Genomic DNA, 18,757 nt, shown 5'->3' with positions numbered 1-18,757 from the left:
ACGCGAGGACTCTCTCGCGGTTACTAATAAAAAGCAACTGTACCAGTGTACGCTAGTTTAAGAGGGTTTGCAAAAACGTTTCACCTATTTGGGATAATTAATAAATTTGCGTTTCAAAAACCGCCATCATCTTCTTTGTTGCTGTGTGCAAAAAGATATCGTATTCAGCAAATGATGGTGAAGATGGCCACACGAACAGCGTTGTTTCATCAGACATCGTCAATCGATCCGCAATCACAATGTCCGGCGTCTCTTCTTCATCCCTCACGAACGCGACATTCAGCATTTCCGTCGTCGTAATCATACGTTGGATATGTTGTGCCAACAAATTATCTTGATAATCTAAGCGCACGCGAATCATTGGCAACATCTTTTCGCGAGGCAACGCCTGCAAAAAGGCGTTATAAAAATCGATTTCCATTCGACGCAAAATCGTGTCCGTCTGCTCATCAAATGACAAACCGACATGACGGAGTACTTTTTGCGTAAACAGCTTATACGTTGGGTAAAGCGTGTGCCCGGTTACCATCCCATCTTCAGCCTTATAATTAATACGACGCAAAAACATCAGCACCACCACCGGCTGAATTAGTAATAATGGCCAGCTGCTTTTTCGGCTCTCTGGCAGCGCCTCACCGAAAAATTCACGATAGGTCGTTGCGACGTTTTGAAAGACCGTATCATACATATCTCGCAACGCTGGGGTCGCATGATCCATCATATTGCCATGCAAAATCGCATCCGTCATCAAAACACCCATCGCAAAATTCGCTTCTGCGTCTAAGCATTCTGGCATCAACCGACGATAGCGCAACACAATTGCTCGTAACGTTCGGTACGGCATCTTCAACTCATCATCATTTTCGATTGTCGATTCAAATATGTTACTAATCGCCTCATTTCGATCAATCGTTCGACTAGATTGTAGTCGTGTAATCCAAACACCCAGGAAAACGAACAATCGAATTCGTTGGACGTTATTCAAACTCACCACGTGGTTTCCTTCAAAAAACGCCACCGTTTGACGAGTCAAAGATAATATTTGTTCAGGAAAATAGCGCTCCAAATCATCTTCAGATTCAACAATATCCGCCAATACACGATACATCATAATGCGGATTGTCGACTCACTACCAACTAATTGCACATTGTTGCTCAACGACACACCACTACCGGCTAATCGTTCATTCAACAGCGTTCGATCCGCTACAAGATGATTCCCCGCAACGTTAAGCTGATCCGCAAATGTGGCTGATGAAATTGCATTACCCGACATGCCGTGGACCAACATCGCTAAAGCATGCGACTCAATTGTATAAAAATATTCCAGCCGCATGATATTAACTTGATACCCAGGCGTCCATGAAATCATGCCACCCTTTTCTTCAAACTGCAATGCCGCCGTATTTACGATGCCGAATCTCGTTTCATCCATAACAATTTCATTTAGCAAAGTCTTCGCCATATACTTAGATACGTTAAAGTGACGTTCGACTTCAAGCAACGGCACACTCGTCTTATTTTGTTGATATAAAAAGCGTACAACCTGCAACTTCTGGTGTTCGCGCTTACCCAATAGCCATTCCATGATTGCCCTCCAATTCGCCCCATAAAAACTGTAACGTAAACGATTCAAATGACTCGCCCATCACACGTTCAAAGTAAGGCCAGTTCTCTTCGGGTTGGAAAATTCGAATCATCTCACGTACCGTATCATATTTTTGATTTGCCAACGACTGCTTTCCAGCAATAACAAGTCGAATAACATTAATGACTTCGCGTAAAACTGACGTCGTCCAATCATCGACTTTGACCTTCATGCTATAAAAAATTTCAACCAATTCATCCATAAACGCACGTTGCCCATGTTCAGCATGCATAACAATCAATTCAAAGAGCAACATACTAATAACCTGGACTGCCTCATGGCGAATGGCGCCACCGTGTTCTTCACTTATCTGAATTTGCAAACGAATCCCTCGTAACAATTTCTTGTACTGTTCACGTAAATCATCGTATGTAAAATAATTCAAATACAGTAACACGACCTTTATCTCAGCCAATGTGTAATTCTCGCTTCGACGCAGCAAGTCCAGCAATACCGGCTTCAACCGTACAATCATTTCCTCATGTAGCGTCGCAACGCCCCAATCGTCACCATTTTTCGCTAATTCAATAATGCCTGTTACTGACCGTGTCTGACGATAACTGTCAATCGCTGCCATCATTTGATCAAATGTCTGCTCCTGCGCCATTTCCTCACGTGGCATATACATGCCGATTTCGGCTAATCCCACGTTCAGCGTTTTTAAAATAGCGTGAAGTTTATGCACCGTAATATCACCTTGTCCATTGATAAACGTGTAATAACGACCGCTTGAAATAGCTGTATGTTGTAAAATATCTCGCACAGAAATATGTTTTAAATCTATAACCTTACGTACCGCGTTTAAAATTGGCGTATCAATCCCAGCCATACCAAATTTCCTCTCTTATATCCCAGAAAAAATCTCACTTACATTCGGGAAGTTTATCACACCTTTTTTCTCTCTATATGATTATTTTATATAAGGTGTAAAAAACTATCAGTAGGCTGGTTTTTTTATTTTTTATAAAAATACCTGTTAATTAATTCGTTATTTTTAAAATAATCTAACCGCAATTATTTAATTAATGTCTTTTAGGCGATACGTCCATCTTAAATCTCGTAATACATATTCCATCACCTTAAGCGCCTCAGCTATGTTACCTGCAATATGGTACTCCTTAACTATCGGCCCCGTTAACTGCGCCTGTTGATTCAACTTTCGAACAACCCCCAAATAGACGTACCACAGTTGCCCCATCGTCACTTTTATTCGCGACGGTGCGATTTCATAAACCCGTTCAGTCTCATAAGACGTAATCGACATCCCCACCACATTCGGCGTTCGAATCATAAACGCGACATCATTTAACATTGGCACCTGACCAACCCGCGAAATAATCCACATCCCTCGATTTGGCATATATACCAACTTACCGAACTCCGTTGTTTCAGTCACTTCACCGATACGAACAGGTCCAATAAATGAACCATCTTCATTCAAAAACATGCCTGTTAGGCCTATCGGAGTCAAATCATTTGTGTGTACTGATGGCCAATAAGGTTGTATCATGCTTTCTGCCTTTTCAAACGGCACACAAAGCACCCGGTTATAATAATCAATTAATTCAACGTACGTCATATTCCACGGGTACTTCCCACCCAGCTTGACCGCTTGAAAAGCGTTATCGTCATTGAAACTTAAATCTTCTTTTTTGTGGGGCAGAATTTTTTTGATTTCATCCCGCCGAACAGGTGTATATGCCAACGTGTCATCAAGCAACACATAAACAGCGTCATCATCTACCTTATCGATAACGCCCGTCCTACCATCTTGTAGCACAATGCGATCCAATGCGTAAAATTCCATCTACTCACTCTCCTGCCAAAAAAGACGTCAATTCTTGTTAGAAATTGACGTCTTTTAATTATCTAAAATTCGATTCTAAAAAATCCGAAAATTAACCGCGACGGCGTGAAGCAACAGCTGCAACACCTAGGGCACCTAGTACACCAAAGGCAGTCAATGCAGCGTTTGACTTAGCAGTTGCAGCAGTAGCTGGCAAGTCAACGTGCTTTGCTGATGATGCAACAGTTGCGGCTGAAGCAATCGTCTTAGCAGCTGCTGAGTTAGCAGATGCGACAGTTGCAGTCGTTGATGCATCTGATGATGCAACGGTAGTCTTTACAAGTTCACCGTTGTTTGTTACGGCATCCTTGGTATCAGCTGAAGCAGTCTCACCGTTATTCTTGGTATCAACTGAAGCAGTCTCGCCGTTGTCCTTAGTGTCAACAGTGACATCCTTGCCATTGTCCTTGTTATCAACGTTAGCGTTTCCGTTAACATCGTGGTCGTGGTTGTCAGCTGAAGTAACCGGCGTGTTTGGTACCACTTCCGTCTTGTATTGTGGGGCAGCAATTGGCTCTGTATCAGCCGTTTGGTATTGCATTGGATCGTTTGGAACTACTGCAGTAACCGTCTCGCTACCATCAGCGTTAGTAACTGTTCCGGCTGGATCATTTTCAACGCTTCCAGTCCATGATTCGCTACCATCAGCGTTCTTCACAACGTTAGCTGGCTCGTTTGCTACTGAACCAGTAATGTTACCATTTTCATCAACGTTCATTCCGGCTGGTGCGTTTGGTACCATTTCTGACTTAAATTGTGGCGCAGCAATTGGTTGTGTGTCTGCCGTTTGGTGCTTGCGGTTGTGGTGGTGGTGACGGTGGTGTGACTTTGCAGCTGAAACAGCGTCATTTGGCACAGTTGCTTCTACTGACTTACTTCCGTCGGCGTTGATAACAGTTCCGGCTGGATCATTTTCAACACTTCCAGTCCATGATTCGCTACCATCAGCATTCTTCACAACGTTAGCTGGCTCGTTCGCTACTGAACCAGTTACCGTCTTGCTGCCATCGGCGTTAGTTACAGTTCCAGCTGGATCATTTTCAACGCTTCCAGTCCATGATTCGCTACCATCAGCGTTCTTTACAACGTTAGCTGGCTCGTTCGCTACTGAACCAGTCATGTTACCATTTTCATCAACGTTCATTCCAGCTGGTGTGTTTGGTACCATTTCTGACTTGTTTTGTGGCGCTGCAATTGGTTGCGTATCTGCCTTTTGGTAGTGGTGCTTGTGGTGACGGTTGTGGTACTTAGTAGCTTGGATTCCAGACTCCAAAGTCAACTTTACATCGCGATTCTTGTAATTGTGGTGCTTATTGTGGTGCTTGTTAGCAGCTGTCACCGGCGTGTTTGGCACCATATCTGACTTGTTTTGTGGTGCTGCAATTGGTTCCGTATCTGCCTTTTGGTATTGTACTGAATCATTTGGCACTACCATTTCCATGTTCTTTGGAGCTGCAGCTGGTTGCGTGTCTGGTCGTTGGATTTCATAAACGGGTGCATTTGGCACCATGTCTGACTCGCTTTGTGGCGCTGCGGCTGGTTGCATGTCAGGCGTTTGATAGTGGTGACGGTTGTGGTGGTGCTTGTGGTGTGACTTAGCACCTTGCACTGCGTCATTTGGTACAGTCGCTTCTACTGACTTGCTTCCGTCGGCGTTAGTAACCGTTCCGGCTGGGTCATTTGGAACACTTGCAGTTACAGTGTCGTTTCCGGCTGCATCCTTAACATCATTAGCTGCTTCGTTTGGTACACTTGCAGTTACGGTGTCGTTTCCATCTGCATCCTTAACGGCGTTTGCTGCTTCGTTTGGCACGCTTGCAGTTACGATGTCGTTTCCATCTGCATCCTTAACGGCGTTTGCCGCTTCGTTTGGTACGCTTGCAGTTACAGTGTCGTTTCCATCTGCGTCCTTAACGGTGTTAGCTGCTTCGTTTGGCACGTTGGCAGCTACAGTGTCGTTTCCGGCTGCATCCTTAACATCATTTGCCGCTTCATTTGGCACATTTGCCGTTACGGTCTTGTGGTCTTCAGCGTCCGTAGTTGTTCCGGCTGGATCATTTGGTACGTTGTTCGTGACAGTCTTGTGATGGTGCGCCTTTAGCAACACCGCACCTTGTGGTTGATCTGCTGATGGCGTTGCAGTATCTGCGTTAGCAACAACCGTTGCGCCTCCCATAGCAGCAACTGAAATGGCGGCAGCAACCATCCATTGCTTACCGGCTTTGTACATCTTTTTACGTTCCATGACGTATCCCCTCCAAATATATGTGGAAAAATATAGTTTTGATACAAAAACTATGGTATACGCCTGAATTCTAATTTGTGATGTACTTCCTTATATAGTTGTTCCGCCCGTCGCAACTAACTTTTTTGAAAAATATAAATAAAATTACCAGTGTTAAGTAGCCGTTATTTTGAAAAATAAAAAAGCGAGCATCACTGCTCGCTTTTTTATCGATATTAATTATCGCTCGATGTCACCTGAACCGTAGTCGTCATCGACTGGTGCAATACCACCGATTTCTTCGCCGATACCACCAGCAACTTCGTCATTACCGAAATCATCTGATGAATCGTCATCATCGTCGTCATCTGCATCATCATCGTCTGAATCAGCAGCTGCCGTCTCATCTTCGTCTTCAACTTCACCGAAGTCGTCGTCTTCAGGATCATCATCGTTGTAGTCGATAACATCGTCATCATCCGCAACGTCTGCCAAAAAGGCGTTGATCTTCTTACGCTTCTTCTTCTTTGGTTGACCTTCTTCTTCTTCAAGATCCAAGTGAACGGCTTCATCAATTGAGTCGATTGGGTACCATGAACGTAGTCCCCACATGTTATCACCCAATGAAATGAATGAACCGTCAATATTCAAATCAGTGTAGAATTGTGCCAAGCGCGCACGAATCTCTTCATCTGACTTACCAGTGAATGATTGTACTTCATTCAACAAGTCGTTAAACGCCATGGTATCATGACGGTCAGACAAAATCGCACGAGCAACTTCAATCATTGAAAGCTCAGCCTTATTTTGGCCGTCAAATTGTGTTAATGCCAAATCACTGCACGTCCTTTCGCGGTCTTACTCAATGTCTTATCTTACAATATTTCAGCCGTTTCGGCAAATGTTATTCTTCGGAAATTAAGCTAGTTCTGGTACATCGCGTCCCAAAACCCACTTTTCAACAGCCACACCAACACCATCTGTGTTTTGTGTCGTCGTTTCAACGTCTGCAACAGCCTTCACTTCAGGCACAGCATTTCCCATTGCAACGCCTAATCCAGCCGCCTCAATCATCGTGATATCGTTTTGTTGATCACCAAGAGCCATCGTTTCAGATTGATCAATACCTAGCTTAGCCGCTAACGTCAACAAACCACTACCCTTCGTTGCATCCTTGTGCATGAACTCCAAGTGTTGTGGCGTTGACTTCACAATGTAGTAAGCGTCCTTAACATCGGCCGGCAAGGCATCGCGCCAACTATCAATGTCGGATTCATCCCCAATGAACATAAACTTAACGTAGTGGTCATTTGGATCCATTTCATCGACCGGCTTAATGATGAGTGGCATCTTAATCAAAAAGTTCTCACGGCTAGCCCAGTAGTTAATTTCTTTAGCTGACGTATAAGCGGCATCAATCGTTTCGACTTGCAAGTATGCGCCCAACTCATCGGCAACCTCGCGCAAACGTAGGTAATCCGAGTAAGCCAATTCCTTACCACCAAGTTCTTCACCGTTAGTCGTCTGCACAACACCACCGTTATACGTAATTGCATATTGGTCATCTTGGTGATTCAAGCCCAGTTCATCCAAATATTCTTGGACACCTGGCAAAGGACGGCCAGTTGTCAAAACAACTTTCACACCTTGCGCAGTTGCTTCTTGTAGCGCAGCCTTCACACGTGGTGTCACTTGCTTTGCTGTGTTAACTAGCGTGTCATCAATATCAATTGTAATTAGCTTAATTCCCATGTCATTGTCCCCTTATTTCTCACTTGGCGTTACCAGCGTCTCGTTGTGCACGTAGCGTTGGAATTCGGCATATAGTGGTGCCATCACATCATCAACCGCTTGCGTATTCATCATCTCACGTGGGAAGAAGAAGCGCGCGTTTCCGAAAATACGACCAGTCATTGCTGCCACCAACGCACTTTGCGTTGATAATTCAAACAATTCCCCAGCTGGTTGCATCATTTCAATCTGTGTACGCGGCTTCTTATCACTTGGATTATACGCATCGTATGGCAAATCATAACTGTCATTTTCAGCAGTGTAATAACGTTCGTCAAAACCAGCTGATGCAATCAATTTGGTAATTGCCGGTAGCAAGTCGCGTGCTGAATCTTCAATCAAAATTGACTTCAATGGCTTGCGATCCAAAAATCGGGTTGCTAAATCTGCCAAAATCGCATCATCCGCTAGACGCCACTCACTAATATTGGCCAACATCACTGAATCATCCAGCATCAAGTATTGTTCCAATGTAAATTCACCAGCAAACAATGGCATCAACGCTGGTGAGATGAAACTCGTCGAAATGCGTGAATCTGTCTTGCTCTCATCATACAAAAACTTTGCGCGTTCTAGCAGGTGCTGCAACAACACTTCGAACGAACGTGATACTGGGTGGAAATAGACCTGCACGTACATTTGATAGCGTGACACCACGTAATCTTCCACGGCATACATCCCCTTTTGATCAAAAGCGATGCCACCCTTGTATGGACGCATCACGTGAATGATGCGGGCTAAGTCAAATTCACCATAAGTCGCACCAGAGTAATACGCATCACGCAACAAATAATCCATGCGGTCTGCGTCGATTTGACTAGAAATCAATTGCACCACTTGTGGATTCTCGTAGGTCTTAGCGATGACACTCGCAACCTTAGTTGGGAAATCAGGGGCCACCTGACGCAAAACTTGATTGATTTCCGTCTCAGGTGACAAGATAATTTGTTGCGTGTACGACTCATGGTCCGTATTGAAAATGTGTTCAAACGTGTGTGAGTAAGGACCGTGTCCCAAATCGTGAAGCAGCGCTGACGTTAACAGCAACAAGCGCTCACTTGGGTCCCACAACCCATCACCCGGTTCCTGAGTTGGATAAAACTTTTCTAAATGGTCAGCAAACTGACGCGCGATTTCATACACACCTAGTGAGTGTGAGAAACGTGAGTGCTCAGCACCGTGAAAAACGGCACTAGCAACACCCAATTGCTTAATGCGTCGTAGTCGTTGAAATTCAGACGTCCCAATTAAATCAAGAATAACTTGATCTTGGACACGAATAAAATTATGTACCGGGTCACGAAAGACCTTTTCCTTTACTTCTGTCGTCATAAGTCGAACCTTGATTCCTTCCCTATTTCCGAACTACTGATTCGTTACTTCCATTATAACCTAGAAATACCTGTATAATGGAAGTAATAGGCTTATTGAAGGAGAAAATTTGTATGGCAGATTCAGCCAACGGATATCCAGTAACATTGAAATTAACTACAGTCATCCGCCAAGAAGGTGACGAAGAGACATTTACGTTCGAAGAGACTGGTACCATCACCCCTATGGGCGAAACGTTGTACTTGCGTTACATCGAACACCAAGCTGGTTTGGAAACACCGGTGACGTTTAAGTTGACCCCCACCGGTGAAGTATCACTCAAGCGCTCTGGTCAAAGTGATGTGCGCTTGCAATTCGCACCAGATGCTACAATTCCAACGCGTTACGTGACACCACAAGGATCAATGTCAATTGATGTTCGCACAAATGATTTGAAAACCGTCCTCAACGACGATTTTGGACACATTAACGTCGCCTACTCACTCCTAGCTGGCGAGACCTTGCTAGGTGATTATTCACTTGAGCTTCACTTTGAAAAGTAACATGAAAAAAGCCTCGCCAATGCAATGACGCATTAGCGAGGCTTATTTTTAGGCACAAAAAAAGACCATCGTGCAAGAGGGGGAACGCAACGATGGTCCGCCGCCGGCTACTATCGCAACCAGCGAGGGGGGTGTTACATACTTTGGGGAAATATGTAACGCTTCATGTACTTTGGGGAGTAATGAAATCCACTAGGAACAGCGGATATGTATAATATATCTAATCCGTGTGAACAACGTGTAAAAAAAGTGTTTCAATTAGTTAACAGAACTAACAAATCATAAGCTGAGTGTTGCAAAAAAGGGACTACCTAGGTAGTCCCTTCCATTTTTCCTGACTAATTTGACTCAGAAGATGATGTTAATGAGCTCGTTGTCTTCGTTAACTTGGCATCAACCGTCTTGGCCTTACCATCGCGGTAGTAAGTAATCTTGATGGTATCGCCTACCTTGTGCTTGTACAAGGCATCACGCAAATCACCAGAACCCGTAATATCAGTATCATCAATCTTCGTAATAACGTCGTACTTCTTCAAGCCAGCCTCAGCAGCTGCAGAACCGTCAGTCGTACCCATCACCACAACACCACCAGAAACACTAGTTGGTAGGTTCAAGACACTTGCTTGATCAGACGTTGAGACATTGCTCAAATCAACCATCGTCACACCAAGTGCTGGACGTTCTACCTTACCGTTCTTTTCCAACTCGTTAATGATGCTTACAACTGTATCTGATGGAATTGCAAATCCCATTCCTTCAACAGATGTACCATCAGATGATGACGCCAACTTCATTGAGTTAATACCCACGACTTGGCCGGCAAGGTTAACCAACGGTCCACCTGAGTTACCAGGGTTAATGGCCGCGTCAGTTTGAATAACCGTCGCCTTACCAAGTGAGTTACCACTTTCGTCTGTCGCATCAACTTCACGCTTCGTTGCTGAGATAATACCTTCAGTTACTGACGTTGCGTATTCAGAACCCAACGGTGACCCAATGGCCAACACCGATTGACCTGGTTCAATCTTTGATGAATCAGCAAAATCAGCGACTTCTGACACCTTTGATGAATTAACCTTCAAAACAGCCAAGTCAGTTTGCTCGTCAGTTCCTACCAACGTTGCCGTCAACTTCGTGCCATCGCTCAACAACACTTGCAATGCATTTGAACCAGCCACAACGTGATTGTTCGTTACGATGTAAGCCGTACCGCCTTGCTTCTTGTAGATGACACCTGATCCTTCTGAAGCCGTTTGCAAATCTGAAGAATCGCTATCGTTACTTGAACTGTTACCGTAATCGCTCGTCAAACCACCAAACATTGAATCGCCCAATGATTGTTGCTTTTGTAGGTTAATCACTGATACAACCGCACCTGAAACTTTGTTAAAGGCCTTTGTTGCATCTGATGTTCCCTTCACATTTGAATTGCTAACTTTAACCGGTGTCGTCTTGCCAGTCGTCACCGTTGAAGGCGCCAACATGCCCGAGTTGTTCAAGTAGGCAACACCCCCTGCTGCCGCACCACCGCCAATCAAACCAGCAACTAAACCAACAATCGCCACCTTCATTGATGACTTGCTACCACTACGCTTTTCATTTTCAGTCATGGGTAACCCCTCCGTGTTAACTCTGATTATTTAATTACATTATAAGTGCCAACCCTTTAAGACGTCTTAAGGAAGCTTCGTTAAATGTCTAATAATTTCGTCGCTTGCGCTGGGTCGGTATCAAATAGATTAAAATCATGGCCAACCCCAAAGTCATGTTCTTCCAAAACTGATTGCACCGTCAAATGAGCCAATGGCTTTTGATTATTTTCTTGACTCAAGTGACCCAAGAACACGTTCTTCGTACGGTCACCCAAAATCTCAGTCAACGCTAACGCCCCATCTTCATTAGACAAGTGCCCTTGATCACTCAAGATACGTTGTTTCAAATTCCAAGCGTACCCGCCCATGCGTAGCATTTCATAATCGTGGTTCGCTTCCATCAACACCGCGTCCGCGTTTCGAATCGTCCCAACAATGCGATCATTAACATAACCGGTATCCGTCAGCATCGCAAACGTCTTGTTGTCGTGATGGAAGGCATAGAATTGTGGATCAGCCGCGTCGTGAGAAACACTAAAACTCTCGACGTCCAAATCGCCAAACAGCTTTGTCTGGCCGGCTTCCAAAATATTCATCTGTTCTGGCTTAATTTTACCAATCTTACCCGCCATCGCGTCCCACGTCTTCGCATTTGCGTAAACATCAAAGCCATACTTACGTGCCAACACACCAACACCTGCGATGTGGTCACTGTGCTCGTGCGTCACAAACAATGCGTCAACATCCGTCAATGAACGGCCGATTTGATTCATCAGCCCATCAATCTTTTTCCCCGACAAGCCAGCATCAACTAGCACTTTATGCGTCGGCGTTTCAATATACGTGACGTTTCCCTTACTGCCAGAGGCCAACATTGACACATGAAAATCACTTGCCATTTCTGCCATCCCCATTCTTTTTATTATCTACAAAGTAAAAACGCCCCATGACAAAAGAGTCACGCGGCGTTTCGTCGTTATCTATTCTAACACGTCATTATTTCATTAAGGCGCCATTCAATGCATTGATTCGTAATAACGTCGTGTTACCAGTACCATCCGTCACCGAAAAGATCCATGCTGGTACAAAAATCGTATCATTACCAACTGTTGTTAATGGTGCATAACCCATATGACTCCAATTCAACTTACCATTATTTGGAATTTCATTATATTGATAAGCCCCAATCAACGCTTTTTCTTCCGAAATCAACGTGGTTGAGTCACGCAACACCTGGGCATTCGATACGTACGTTTGGGTATACCCCTTCAAATCATGATTCTTATCCAATAAGAATCGAATTTGCGCACGTGACGTCATAAATTGGCGTCGGTTCGTCATCTTTTGTGTGTAGACCACCATCGCTGAATTATCCGAATCATTATTCGCATACTCCGTTAACTTCGCATCATACACATATTGGGCACCCGCAATCACTTGCGTCTTATCATCAACCAGCTTTTGTAGTGACTTACGTACATCCGATCGTGACGTTCCCATAAACACCGGCTTATCTAACGTTGCTGTTAGCTGGTTGCCGGTAAGCTTAGTTGACCATCGCTTGTCCAAACTGTCCATATTAGCTTTTAGGAACTCATCGCCATCTTGACCACCGATATAGGCACCAGTTTGGGAATCAGTATCTAACTCACCAACTTGAATACCATCACTCTTCATCTCTGACAGAATGCTTTCCGTTGCCGTTGGATTGGCAGTTGGTTGGTGAATTTGAAACCATTGAAAAGCCAAAAAGATATCGATAGCCACAAAAACCACTAAGAAAGTCGCTAAGATTTTTTTGAAATCCATCAGTTCGTTCCCCCTTGATTTTCAGCTAGCTTATCATTGACCGCTTGCCAGGTGCTACCAACTTCAAAGTACCACTCAGGCTGCAACGTCACGATATTTTGATTGGTATCTGACACCCAGCGATAACCATACGCCATATTCGTAATCGACTTTTTAGGCACACCAGCGCCAGCCAACTGCTTAATCACTTCATCTGATGTCGGTAGCGTCACGCGCACGTTATTATCTGCTGGCAAAGGCACCTGCAATGAGTACTGTGAAAAATCAATTTCTTGGTGACGACTATCGTGTTGCTTCATTTGAACCGTACCGTAAGCAGTTTGGTTAAAGATCGGCAACCCGTTCACGTAAAGACGGTAAATCAAATGACGTCCCATGTCATGACTTTCAAAAAAGTAGATATTGTCAGGAATTTGGTGAATTCGCACCAGCCAATCATATCCTTTAGCCATACGTTGATTAAACGTCTTGCCCAAATCAGATACGTCATAGGCGTCATACTTAGCCACACCAGAAACAGTATCCACCGTCATTTGACGTGACACCCCATCATTGTAGGTCAACGTATTGCCATTGCGATTAGCACTTGGCGTCGTCGTACCAGCAAAGAGTGCTGACAAATAATTATTCGTCGCATTTGTTTCCATTAAGTAGCTATATGAACGCAACGACACAGATTCCAACGCATCAGTCAACACACGCTTACCATTAAGTTCAAATTTAACTTTGACGCGTTCGTCACTCATTTTGAAACTAGCAAACGACTTAGTTGCGCTTTTAATTGCATATCGATAAGTTGTTCGGTGCTTATCATCCATGAACAACACTTCATTCTTAGCCTTTTGCGGCACCCGAATACGATTAATTTCAGCGTTATTTGGCAAATCAACATCATTGGTCATGATTTGGTTAACCACCCCACCGGCAACGGCATCCGGAAAGCTCATTAATACCGTTTCCTTCTTAGACAAGGCATTTAGATAAGCCGCGTCCGTCAGCTTTTGCTTGGTATAGTCACCAACTTCCCATGTCGACAAACGCTTAATCATTTTCGTAGTCGTCGGACGATAATCAATAACTGAATACTGCACATTATCTTCGTTGTACACTAATTGATCAAAACCGTATAGGTCCGTGAGCGACTTTGACGCCACGACTTGCTGCGTCGCGTCAGCATCACTTTTATCATGATTCAAATCACGTCCCGGACTACGCCATAGACTAACTGACAGCGCGATACTAATGCCAATCGCTAGAATCAGCATCGCCACTAATCCAAAACGGCGGAATAGCACTTTGAAACGATAATGTAGTCGATTAATCATCCCATTCACCATCATCCCACTCATCTTCTGCTGGATCGTAAGCTTCATATGGCAATGAAATTGAGAACGTTGACCCCTTGCCTTCTGAAGAATCTACCCAAATCTTACCGCCAAAGCGTTCGATAATTTCCTTAGAAATAGCAAGCCCCAAACCAGTTCCACCTTGGGCACGTGAACGCGCCTTATCAACACGGAAGAAGCGGTCAAAAATGTGGCCCAAGTCCTTCTTTGGAATTCCCAAACCTTGGTCAGTAATACTTAGTACAACCTCAGTCTTGCGATCAATCATACGAGCTGTGATAACACCACCATCAGGTGAATACTTGATGGCATTGTTCATAATATTGTCCACCACTTGCGTAAACTTCGACGTATCCAGCTCAACCCAAATTTGTGAATCCGTAATCTCACGCTTAATTGTGTAATACTTTTCAGGCTTATCGTCATTCGCAATAATCATATCGAATCGGTTCAGAATGTAGTTGAACAATTCGCCAACATTGACGTATTCCGTCTCCAACTTCATCGTACCTGAGTCCATGCGTGATAGCTCAAGCAAGTCGTTAATCATGTGAATCATACGAGTCGTTTCATCTTGCGCCACCGCCAAGAAACTCTTAGCGACTTCCGGATCCTCAATCGCACCTTCTTGCAGCGCATCGACGTATGACTTCACAGACGTCAACGGCGTACGTAATTCGTGTGAAACGTTCGAAACGAATTGACGACGTTCCTCTTCAATACGTTGTTGCTCAGTAACGTCGTGTAGCACGATAACCAAACCAGAAATAAATCCTGATGCGCGTTGAATCAAACTGAAGTATGCACGAATAATCAATTGGCGTTCATCATTACTGAAATCAAGCAACAATTCATCCTGGTTATCAAGCAACTCACGCAAATTATAGCGATCGGCAATTTTCAACACTTCCAAAATTGATTGACCCAAGGCCACGTTACTGTCTTCCATACCCGTCATTTGCAACGCAGCCGTGTTAATGATGTTAATGCTTCCACGACGGTCAGTAGCAATAACACCATCCGTCATGTGTTCCAGCACCGAATCCAAACGACGACGTTCAAACTCAGTTGAGTTTGTCGTTTCTTCAATTCGAACTGCCAGTGCGTTAACATTTTCGGCCAATTGACCAATTTCGTCGTTTGAACGAACTAGAATACCACCTGAATAGTCTCCCTGGGCAATGCGCGTCGTGCGATCATTGATTTCAGCAATTGGCTTCGTCAAACTACGTGAAATAATCACGGCCATGACCACACCCAAGACCACCGCTAGCAATGATGCTGAGAAATAAATCAGTGAAATGTGATTCAAGTTGTCATACGTTGTTTCAAGGCTTGCGCGCACTTCAACAACCCCGACAATGTTACTCTCACCAGCTGATGAACTAACCAGTGGCTTCACAACCACCTGATAGCGAACACCCGAACGCTCTTCAATCGGGTTCTTGGTGTACTTTCCACCAGCCAGTGCTGCCTTGACGTTGGCATCAGTAGTTTTTTGCCCAACTTCATCTTGGGCATTGATATCACTCGTACCGCGAATAATACCCGATGAATCAATTACCTCAATCTCTGAAATCGAGGCGTTATTAATTGACGTCAGAATAGTGTGAATGTCGCTATTCGCCTTTGTTTGGTCTGTGCTGATTAATTGCTGTGTGAGCGAATCATTCACATAAGCCGGCAACGCGATTTGCGTTCTAAACGTTGCCAAATTTTGTTGTTCCAAACGTTTAACGAAGAATGCTCCAACCAGTTCCAACGTTACTAATAGCGTCAGCGTAAATACCAACGCAATTTTAAAATGGATTGAAGAAAAAAACTTCCGCCACCTTTTTTGCTCTGTCAATTCTTCAAAATCTGCCATCGCGTTTTTAATACTCCCAAATCTAATTAAAAAAATAGTGCCATGCCAATCGGCACGGCACTAACCAGTCTGCTTTATTCTTCTGAAGCCTTCAAATAGTAACCGACACCGCGACGTGTCATCAAAATTTGTGGGTGACTTGGTGTTTCTTCAATCTTTTCACGAATACGACGCACCGTCACATCGACCGTACGAACATCCCCAAAGTAATCGTAACCCCAAACCGTTTGCAACAAATCATCACGCGTCATAACTTGACCAATGTGCTTAGCCAAGTGGTGCAACAATTCAAACTCACGGTGTGTCAATTCAATGTCTTGACCGTTCTTAGATACCATATATGCGTCAGGGTGAATCGTTAGGGCACCAATCTTGATGTCTCCACTATCATCCATAACATTTTGACCAGCAACTGGCGCTTGGCGGCGCAAGTTAGCCTTGATACGTGCCAACAACTCTCGATTTGAGAATGGCTTTGTAACATAATCATCAGCACCCATCTCAAGACCCAAGACCTTATCGATCTCTGAATCCTTGGCCGTTACCATGATAACGGGCGTTTGTGACTTCGTGCGAATTTGACGTAGAACTTCTGTTCCTTCAAGCTCAGGCAACATTTGGTCTAGCAAAACTAGATCAGGCTCCTCACTCTCAAAAAGATCCAACGCTTCTTGACCATCCATGGCCACAACAACGTCGTATCCTTCCTTCGTCAAATTAAACTTGATAATATCTGAAATTGGCTTTTCGTCATCGACGACTAAAATTTTACTCATCTGTTCTTTATCCTCCCAGTGGCGGGTATCTTGTAACTATTATAGCATGTTACAAAGTTTTCGTAATCTTTCAGAAACAGAAAACATTTATTTTACAAAAAAGGGTTGCAAAACATTCATATACTTGTTATTATATTATCTGTTGTTGAGGCAACGAAAAGAATTATGGGCAGATAGCTCAGTTGGTAGAGCAACGGACTCTTAATCCGTGGGTCCAGGGTTCGAGCCCCTGTCTGCCCATCCCATAACCACCAGGTCATTTGATCTGGTGGTTTTCTTTTTGCATCAGTGTCAATTTCAAGTTCGTCATGAAAAAAGCGTTTTTTGTTCAAGAAAGTGTTGCATTCATTTTCAGATGGAGGTATATTAATATCTGTTGTTGAGAGACACAAAGAGAATTACATGGGCAGATAGCTCAGTTGGTAGAGCAACGGACTCTTAATCCGTGGGTCCAGGGTTCGAGCCCCTGTCTGCCCATCCCATAACCGCTAGGTCATTTGATCTAGCGGTTTTCTTTTGCCTTTCCTCCCGATTCGCTGCACTAAACGTGCCCAACCCTACTCTTCTAAAACTTTTTCAAACAAAACACTTGCACAGTGCTGAAATTTCTGGTATATTAATATCTGTTGTTGAGGCAACGAAGAAAATTATGGGCAGATAGCTCAGTTGGTAGAGCAACGGACTCTTAATCCGTGGGTCCAGGGTTCGAGCCCCTGTCTGCCCATCCCATAGCCGCTAGGTCTTTGACCTGGCGGTTTTCTTTTTGCCTTTTTATCATAGCAGTTGTTGATCACGACAAGACTAACTCCGATGTACAGTTAGCCCCCCCTTCTCAGTTTTATGACAGCAGCTATCGGTCTAAAGCCTCCGACACTCCCAATCTACTTTATAATCACTTTTTTCGAACAAAACACTTGCATGCTTACTAATTATCTGGTATTATTAATTCTGTTGTTGAGGCAACGAAGAAAATTATGGGCAGATAGCTCAGTTGGTAGAGCAACGGACTCTTAATCCGTGGGTCCAGGGTTCGAGCCCCTGTCTGCCCATCCCATAACCACCAGGTCATTTGATCTGGTGGTTTTCTTTTTACTCCTACAAATACAAAAAACCGGTTCACACTTTTTTTGCGTGAACCGGTTTTTTCTTACTTCGCTGCAGCAATCTTCTCATCGAAGTTCAATGTCAACAAACCTAAATCAATCAACGATTCGATTTGGTCTTCATTAGCTTCGTCTGGGAACTTTGCTTCTAATTCATTTTGATACGTCTCTACATATGTGTCTTCAAACGCATCGCGAATATCTTCAGTTGAACCTGTCTTAATAATACCGCCCTTTTGGTCAGCAATAAACTTATCCAAGTCCCCCTTCAATCGATCCACAACTTCTTGTTCTGACGGCAATGCCACCGACGTCGCCGTTCCAGACGCAGCTGATGACGATACAGCAGAACTTGATGATGAAGACTTTGCAATTGATTCCGAATACGAACGTGCAACGCTTGATTCGTATTGACGCTCAAATTTTTCCTCTTGATGCTCGTTGTACACGTTCATACCAACCGCACCCAAAATCAGCGCCACAACTGCCACTACACCACCGATAAGCCATTTCTTCATAAGTATGCTCCTTTCCCTAAAAAAGAGTGAACCAGCAATGCTGATTCACTCTTTTAAAGGTTGTTACTAAAAGCGTATGCTATTAGTCTTCTGCAACGAATGGCAAAAGACCCATAACACGTGCACGCTTGATAGCAGTCGTCACCTTACGTTGGTTCTTAGCAGACGTACCCGTCACACGACGAGGCAAGATCTTACCGCGTTCTGAGATGAAACGCTCCAACAATTCAGTGTCCTTGTAATCCACGTATTCGATGTGGTTGGCTGCGATAAAGTCAACCTTACGACGACGGCGAGGGCCGCCACCACGACGTTGTTGTGCCATGATTAATTCCTCCTGATAGACTTATGTCGTTAGACAAT

At 44.1% G+C, this 18,757-nt stretch carries 16 protein-coding genes and 4 tRNA genes; 5 read left to right on the top strand and 15 right to left on the bottom strand.

Going from position 1 to position 18,757, the window contains the following annotated elements; genetic code table 11:
- Positions 1–97: 97 nt before the first annotated feature.
- From ACAW68_01010 to ACAW68_00980, 7 genes are all read right to left on the bottom strand, one after another.
- Positions 98–1,588, bottom strand: a complete 1,491-nt coding sequence (locus ACAW68_01010) for a helix-turn-helix domain-containing protein (GenBank protein XGA16182.1) — start codon at positions 1,586–1,588, stop codon at positions 98–100.
- On the bottom strand, positions 1,569–2,477 hold the full coding sequence (locus tag ACAW68_01005; protein ID XGA16181.1) for a hypothetical protein: 909 nt from the start codon (positions 2,475–2,477) through the stop codon (positions 1,569–1,571). The genes ACAW68_01010 and ACAW68_01005 overlap by 20 nt, the downstream gene beginning before the upstream one ends.
- A 189-nt stretch (positions 2,478–2,666) precedes the next feature.
- Entirely contained in the window at positions 2,667–3,455 is a 789-nt protein-coding gene (locus ACAW68_01000) for a hypothetical protein (protein ID XGA16180.1), read from the bottom strand.
- Positions 3,456–3,546: 91 nt separating this feature from the next.
- Positions 3,547–5,739: a KxYKxGKxW signal peptide domain-containing protein gene (locus ACAW68_00995; GenBank protein ID XGA16179.1), complete on the bottom strand. Its 2,193-nt coding sequence runs from the start codon at positions 5,737–5,739 to the stop codon at positions 3,547–3,549.
- 219 nt (positions 5,740–5,958) lie between these two features.
- Positions 5,959–6,552, bottom strand: a complete 594-nt coding sequence (gene rpoE / locus ACAW68_00990) for a DNA-directed RNA polymerase subunit delta (GenBank protein XGA16178.1) — start codon at positions 6,550–6,552, stop codon at positions 5,959–5,961.
- Between the two features lie 84 nt (positions 6,553–6,636).
- Positions 6,637–7,470 (bottom strand): sugar-phosphatase, encoded by an 834-nt coding sequence (gene yidA / locus ACAW68_00985; protein XGA16177.1) that lies wholly within the window; start codon positions 7,468–7,470, stop codon positions 6,637–6,639.
- 12 nt (positions 7,471–7,482) lie between these two features.
- Positions 7,483–8,841, bottom strand: coding sequence for an HD domain-containing protein (locus ACAW68_00980; GenBank protein ID XGA16176.1), 1,359 nt, complete (start codon positions 8,839–8,841; stop codon positions 7,483–7,485).
- Between the two features lie 113 nt (positions 8,842–8,954).
- Between ACAW68_00980 and ACAW68_00975 the strand changes: the two genes are divergently transcribed.
- On the top strand, positions 8,955–9,383 hold the full coding sequence (locus ACAW68_00975; protein ID XGA16175.1) for a DUF1934 domain-containing protein: 429 nt from the start codon (positions 8,955–8,957) through the stop codon (positions 9,381–9,383).
- Positions 9,384–9,721: 338 nt separating this feature from the next.
- Here ACAW68_00975 and ACAW68_00970 read toward each other — a convergent pair whose 3' ends face one another.
- The 6 genes from ACAW68_00970 to yycF all read right to left on the bottom strand — a co-directional run bounded on the left by ACAW68_00970 (position 9,722) and on the right by yycF (position 16,773).
- Positions 9,722–10,993, bottom strand: a complete 1,272-nt coding sequence (locus tag ACAW68_00970; GenBank protein XGA16174.1) for a S1C family serine protease — start codon at positions 10,991–10,993, stop codon at positions 9,722–9,724.
- A gap of 80 nt (positions 10,994–11,073) precedes the next feature.
- Entirely contained in the window at positions 11,074–11,874 is an 801-nt protein-coding gene (locus tag ACAW68_00965) for an MBL fold metallo-hydrolase (protein ID XGA16173.1), read from the bottom strand.
- Between the two features lie 97 nt (positions 11,875–11,971).
- The gene (locus ACAW68_00960) at positions 11,972–12,784 is read right to left on the bottom strand and encodes a two-component system regulatory protein YycI (protein ID XGA16172.1); all 813 of its coding nucleotides are present in this window, start codon (positions 12,782–12,784) and stop codon (positions 11,972–11,974) included.
- A complete protein-coding gene (yycH, locus tag ACAW68_00955; GenBank protein ID XGA16171.1) occupies positions 12,784–14,109 on the bottom strand; it encodes a two-component system activity regulator YycH in 1,326 nt (441 codons plus the stop codon). The genes ACAW68_00960 and yycH overlap by 1 nt, the downstream gene beginning before the upstream one ends.
- Positions 14,102–15,997 carry a cell wall metabolism sensor histidine kinase WalK gene (gene walK / locus ACAW68_00950; protein XGA16170.1) on the bottom strand — a complete coding sequence of 632 codons (1,896 nt, stop codon included), beginning with the start codon at positions 15,995–15,997 and terminating at the stop codon, positions 14,102–14,104. The genes yycH and walK overlap by 8 nt, the downstream gene beginning before the upstream one ends.
- A gap of 74 nt (positions 15,998–16,071) precedes the next feature.
- Entirely contained in the window at positions 16,072–16,773 is a 702-nt protein-coding gene (gene yycF / locus ACAW68_00945) for a response regulator YycF (protein XGA16169.1), read from the bottom strand.
- Positions 16,774–16,940: 167 nt separating this feature from the next.
- Here yycF and ACAW68_00940 point away from each other — a divergent pair.
- The 4 genes from ACAW68_00940 to ACAW68_00925 all read left to right on the top strand — a co-directional run bounded on the left by ACAW68_00940 (position 16,941) and on the right by ACAW68_00925 (position 17,822).
- Positions 16,941–17,013 (top strand) — tRNA-Lys (locus ACAW68_00940).
- Between the two features lie 164 nt (positions 17,014–17,177).
- A tRNA-Lys gene (locus ACAW68_00935) sits at positions 17,178–17,250 on the top strand.
- A gap of 174 nt (positions 17,251–17,424) precedes the next feature.
- Positions 17,425–17,497: transfer RNA gene (locus ACAW68_00930), tRNA-Lys, on the top strand.
- 252 nt (positions 17,498–17,749) lie between these two features.
- Positions 17,750–17,822: transfer RNA gene (locus ACAW68_00925), tRNA-Lys, on the top strand.
- Positions 17,823–17,920: 98 nt separating this feature from the next.
- Here ACAW68_00925 and ACAW68_00920 read toward each other — a convergent pair.
- Entirely contained in the window at positions 17,921–18,394 is a 474-nt protein-coding gene (locus tag ACAW68_00920) for a hypothetical protein (protein XGA16168.1), read from the bottom strand.
- 82 nt (positions 18,395–18,476) lie between these two features.
- On the bottom strand, positions 18,477–18,719 hold the full coding sequence (rpsR, locus tag ACAW68_00915; GenBank protein ID XGA16167.1) for a 30S ribosomal protein S18: 243 nt from the start codon (positions 18,717–18,719) through the stop codon (positions 18,477–18,479).
- Positions 18,720–18,757 lie beyond the last annotated feature (38 nt).

Source organism: Weissella confusa, from assembly GCA_041871065.1.
In the GTDB taxonomy this organism is placed as follows: Bacteria; Bacillota; Bacilli; order Lactobacillales; family Lactobacillaceae; genus Weissella; species Weissella confusa_A.
Note: the sequence above shows the minus strand (reverse complement) of the source record. Positions and strands in the feature narration are given on the sequence as shown.

Excerpts from the sequence above, each read along its gene's own strand:
- ACAW68_01010 (XGA16182.1), bottom strand. The coding sequence starts at position 1,588 with ATGGAATGGCTATTGGGTAAGCGCGAACACCAGAAGTTGCAGGTTGTA.
- ACAW68_01005 (XGA16181.1), bottom strand. The coding sequence starts at position 2,477 with ATGGCTGGGATTGATACGCCAATTTTAAACGCGGTACGTAAGGTTATA.
- ACAW68_01000 (XGA16180.1), bottom strand. The coding sequence starts at position 3,455 with ATGGAATTTTACGCATTGGATCGCATTGTGCTACAAGATGGTAGGACG.
- ACAW68_00995 (XGA16179.1), bottom strand. The coding sequence starts at position 5,739 with ATGGAACGTAAAAAGATGTACAAAGCCGGTAAGCAATGGATGGTTGCT.
- yidA (XGA16177.1), bottom strand. The coding sequence starts at position 7,470 with ATGGGAATTAAGCTAATTACAATTGATATTGATGACACGCTAGTTAAC.
- ACAW68_00980 (XGA16176.1), bottom strand. The coding sequence starts at position 8,841 with ATGACGACAGAAGTAAAGGAAAAGGTCTTTCGTGACCCGGTACATAAT.
- ACAW68_00975 (XGA16175.1), top strand. The coding sequence starts at position 8,955 with ATGGCAGATTCAGCCAACGGATATCCAGTAACATTGAAATTAACTACA.
- ACAW68_00970 (XGA16174.1), bottom strand. The coding sequence starts at position 10,993 with ATGACTGAAAATGAAAAGCGTAGTGGTAGCAAGTCATCAATGAAGGTG.
- ACAW68_00965 (XGA16173.1), bottom strand. The coding sequence starts at position 11,874 with ATGGCAAGTGATTTTCATGTGTCAATGTTGGCCTCTGGCAGTAAGGGA.
- ACAW68_00960 (XGA16172.1), bottom strand. The coding sequence starts at position 12,784 with ATGGATTTCAAAAAAATCTTAGCGACTTTCTTAGTGGTTTTTGTGGCT.
- yycH (XGA16171.1), bottom strand. The coding sequence starts at position 14,109 with ATGATTAATCGACTACATTATCGTTTCAAAGTGCTATTCCGCCGTTTT.
- walK (XGA16170.1), bottom strand. The coding sequence starts at position 15,997 with ATGGCAGATTTTGAAGAATTGACAGAGCAAAAAAGGTGGCGGAAGTTT.
- yycF (XGA16169.1), bottom strand. The coding sequence starts at position 16,773 with ATGAGTAAAATTTTAGTCGTCGATGACGAAAAGCCAATTTCAGATATT.
- ACAW68_00920 (XGA16168.1), bottom strand. The coding sequence starts at position 18,394 with ATGAAGAAATGGCTTATCGGTGGTGTAGTGGCAGTTGTGGCGCTGATT.
- rpsR (XGA16167.1), bottom strand. The coding sequence starts at position 18,719 with ATGGCACAACAACGTCGTGGTGGCGGCCCTCGCCGTCGTCGTAAGGTT.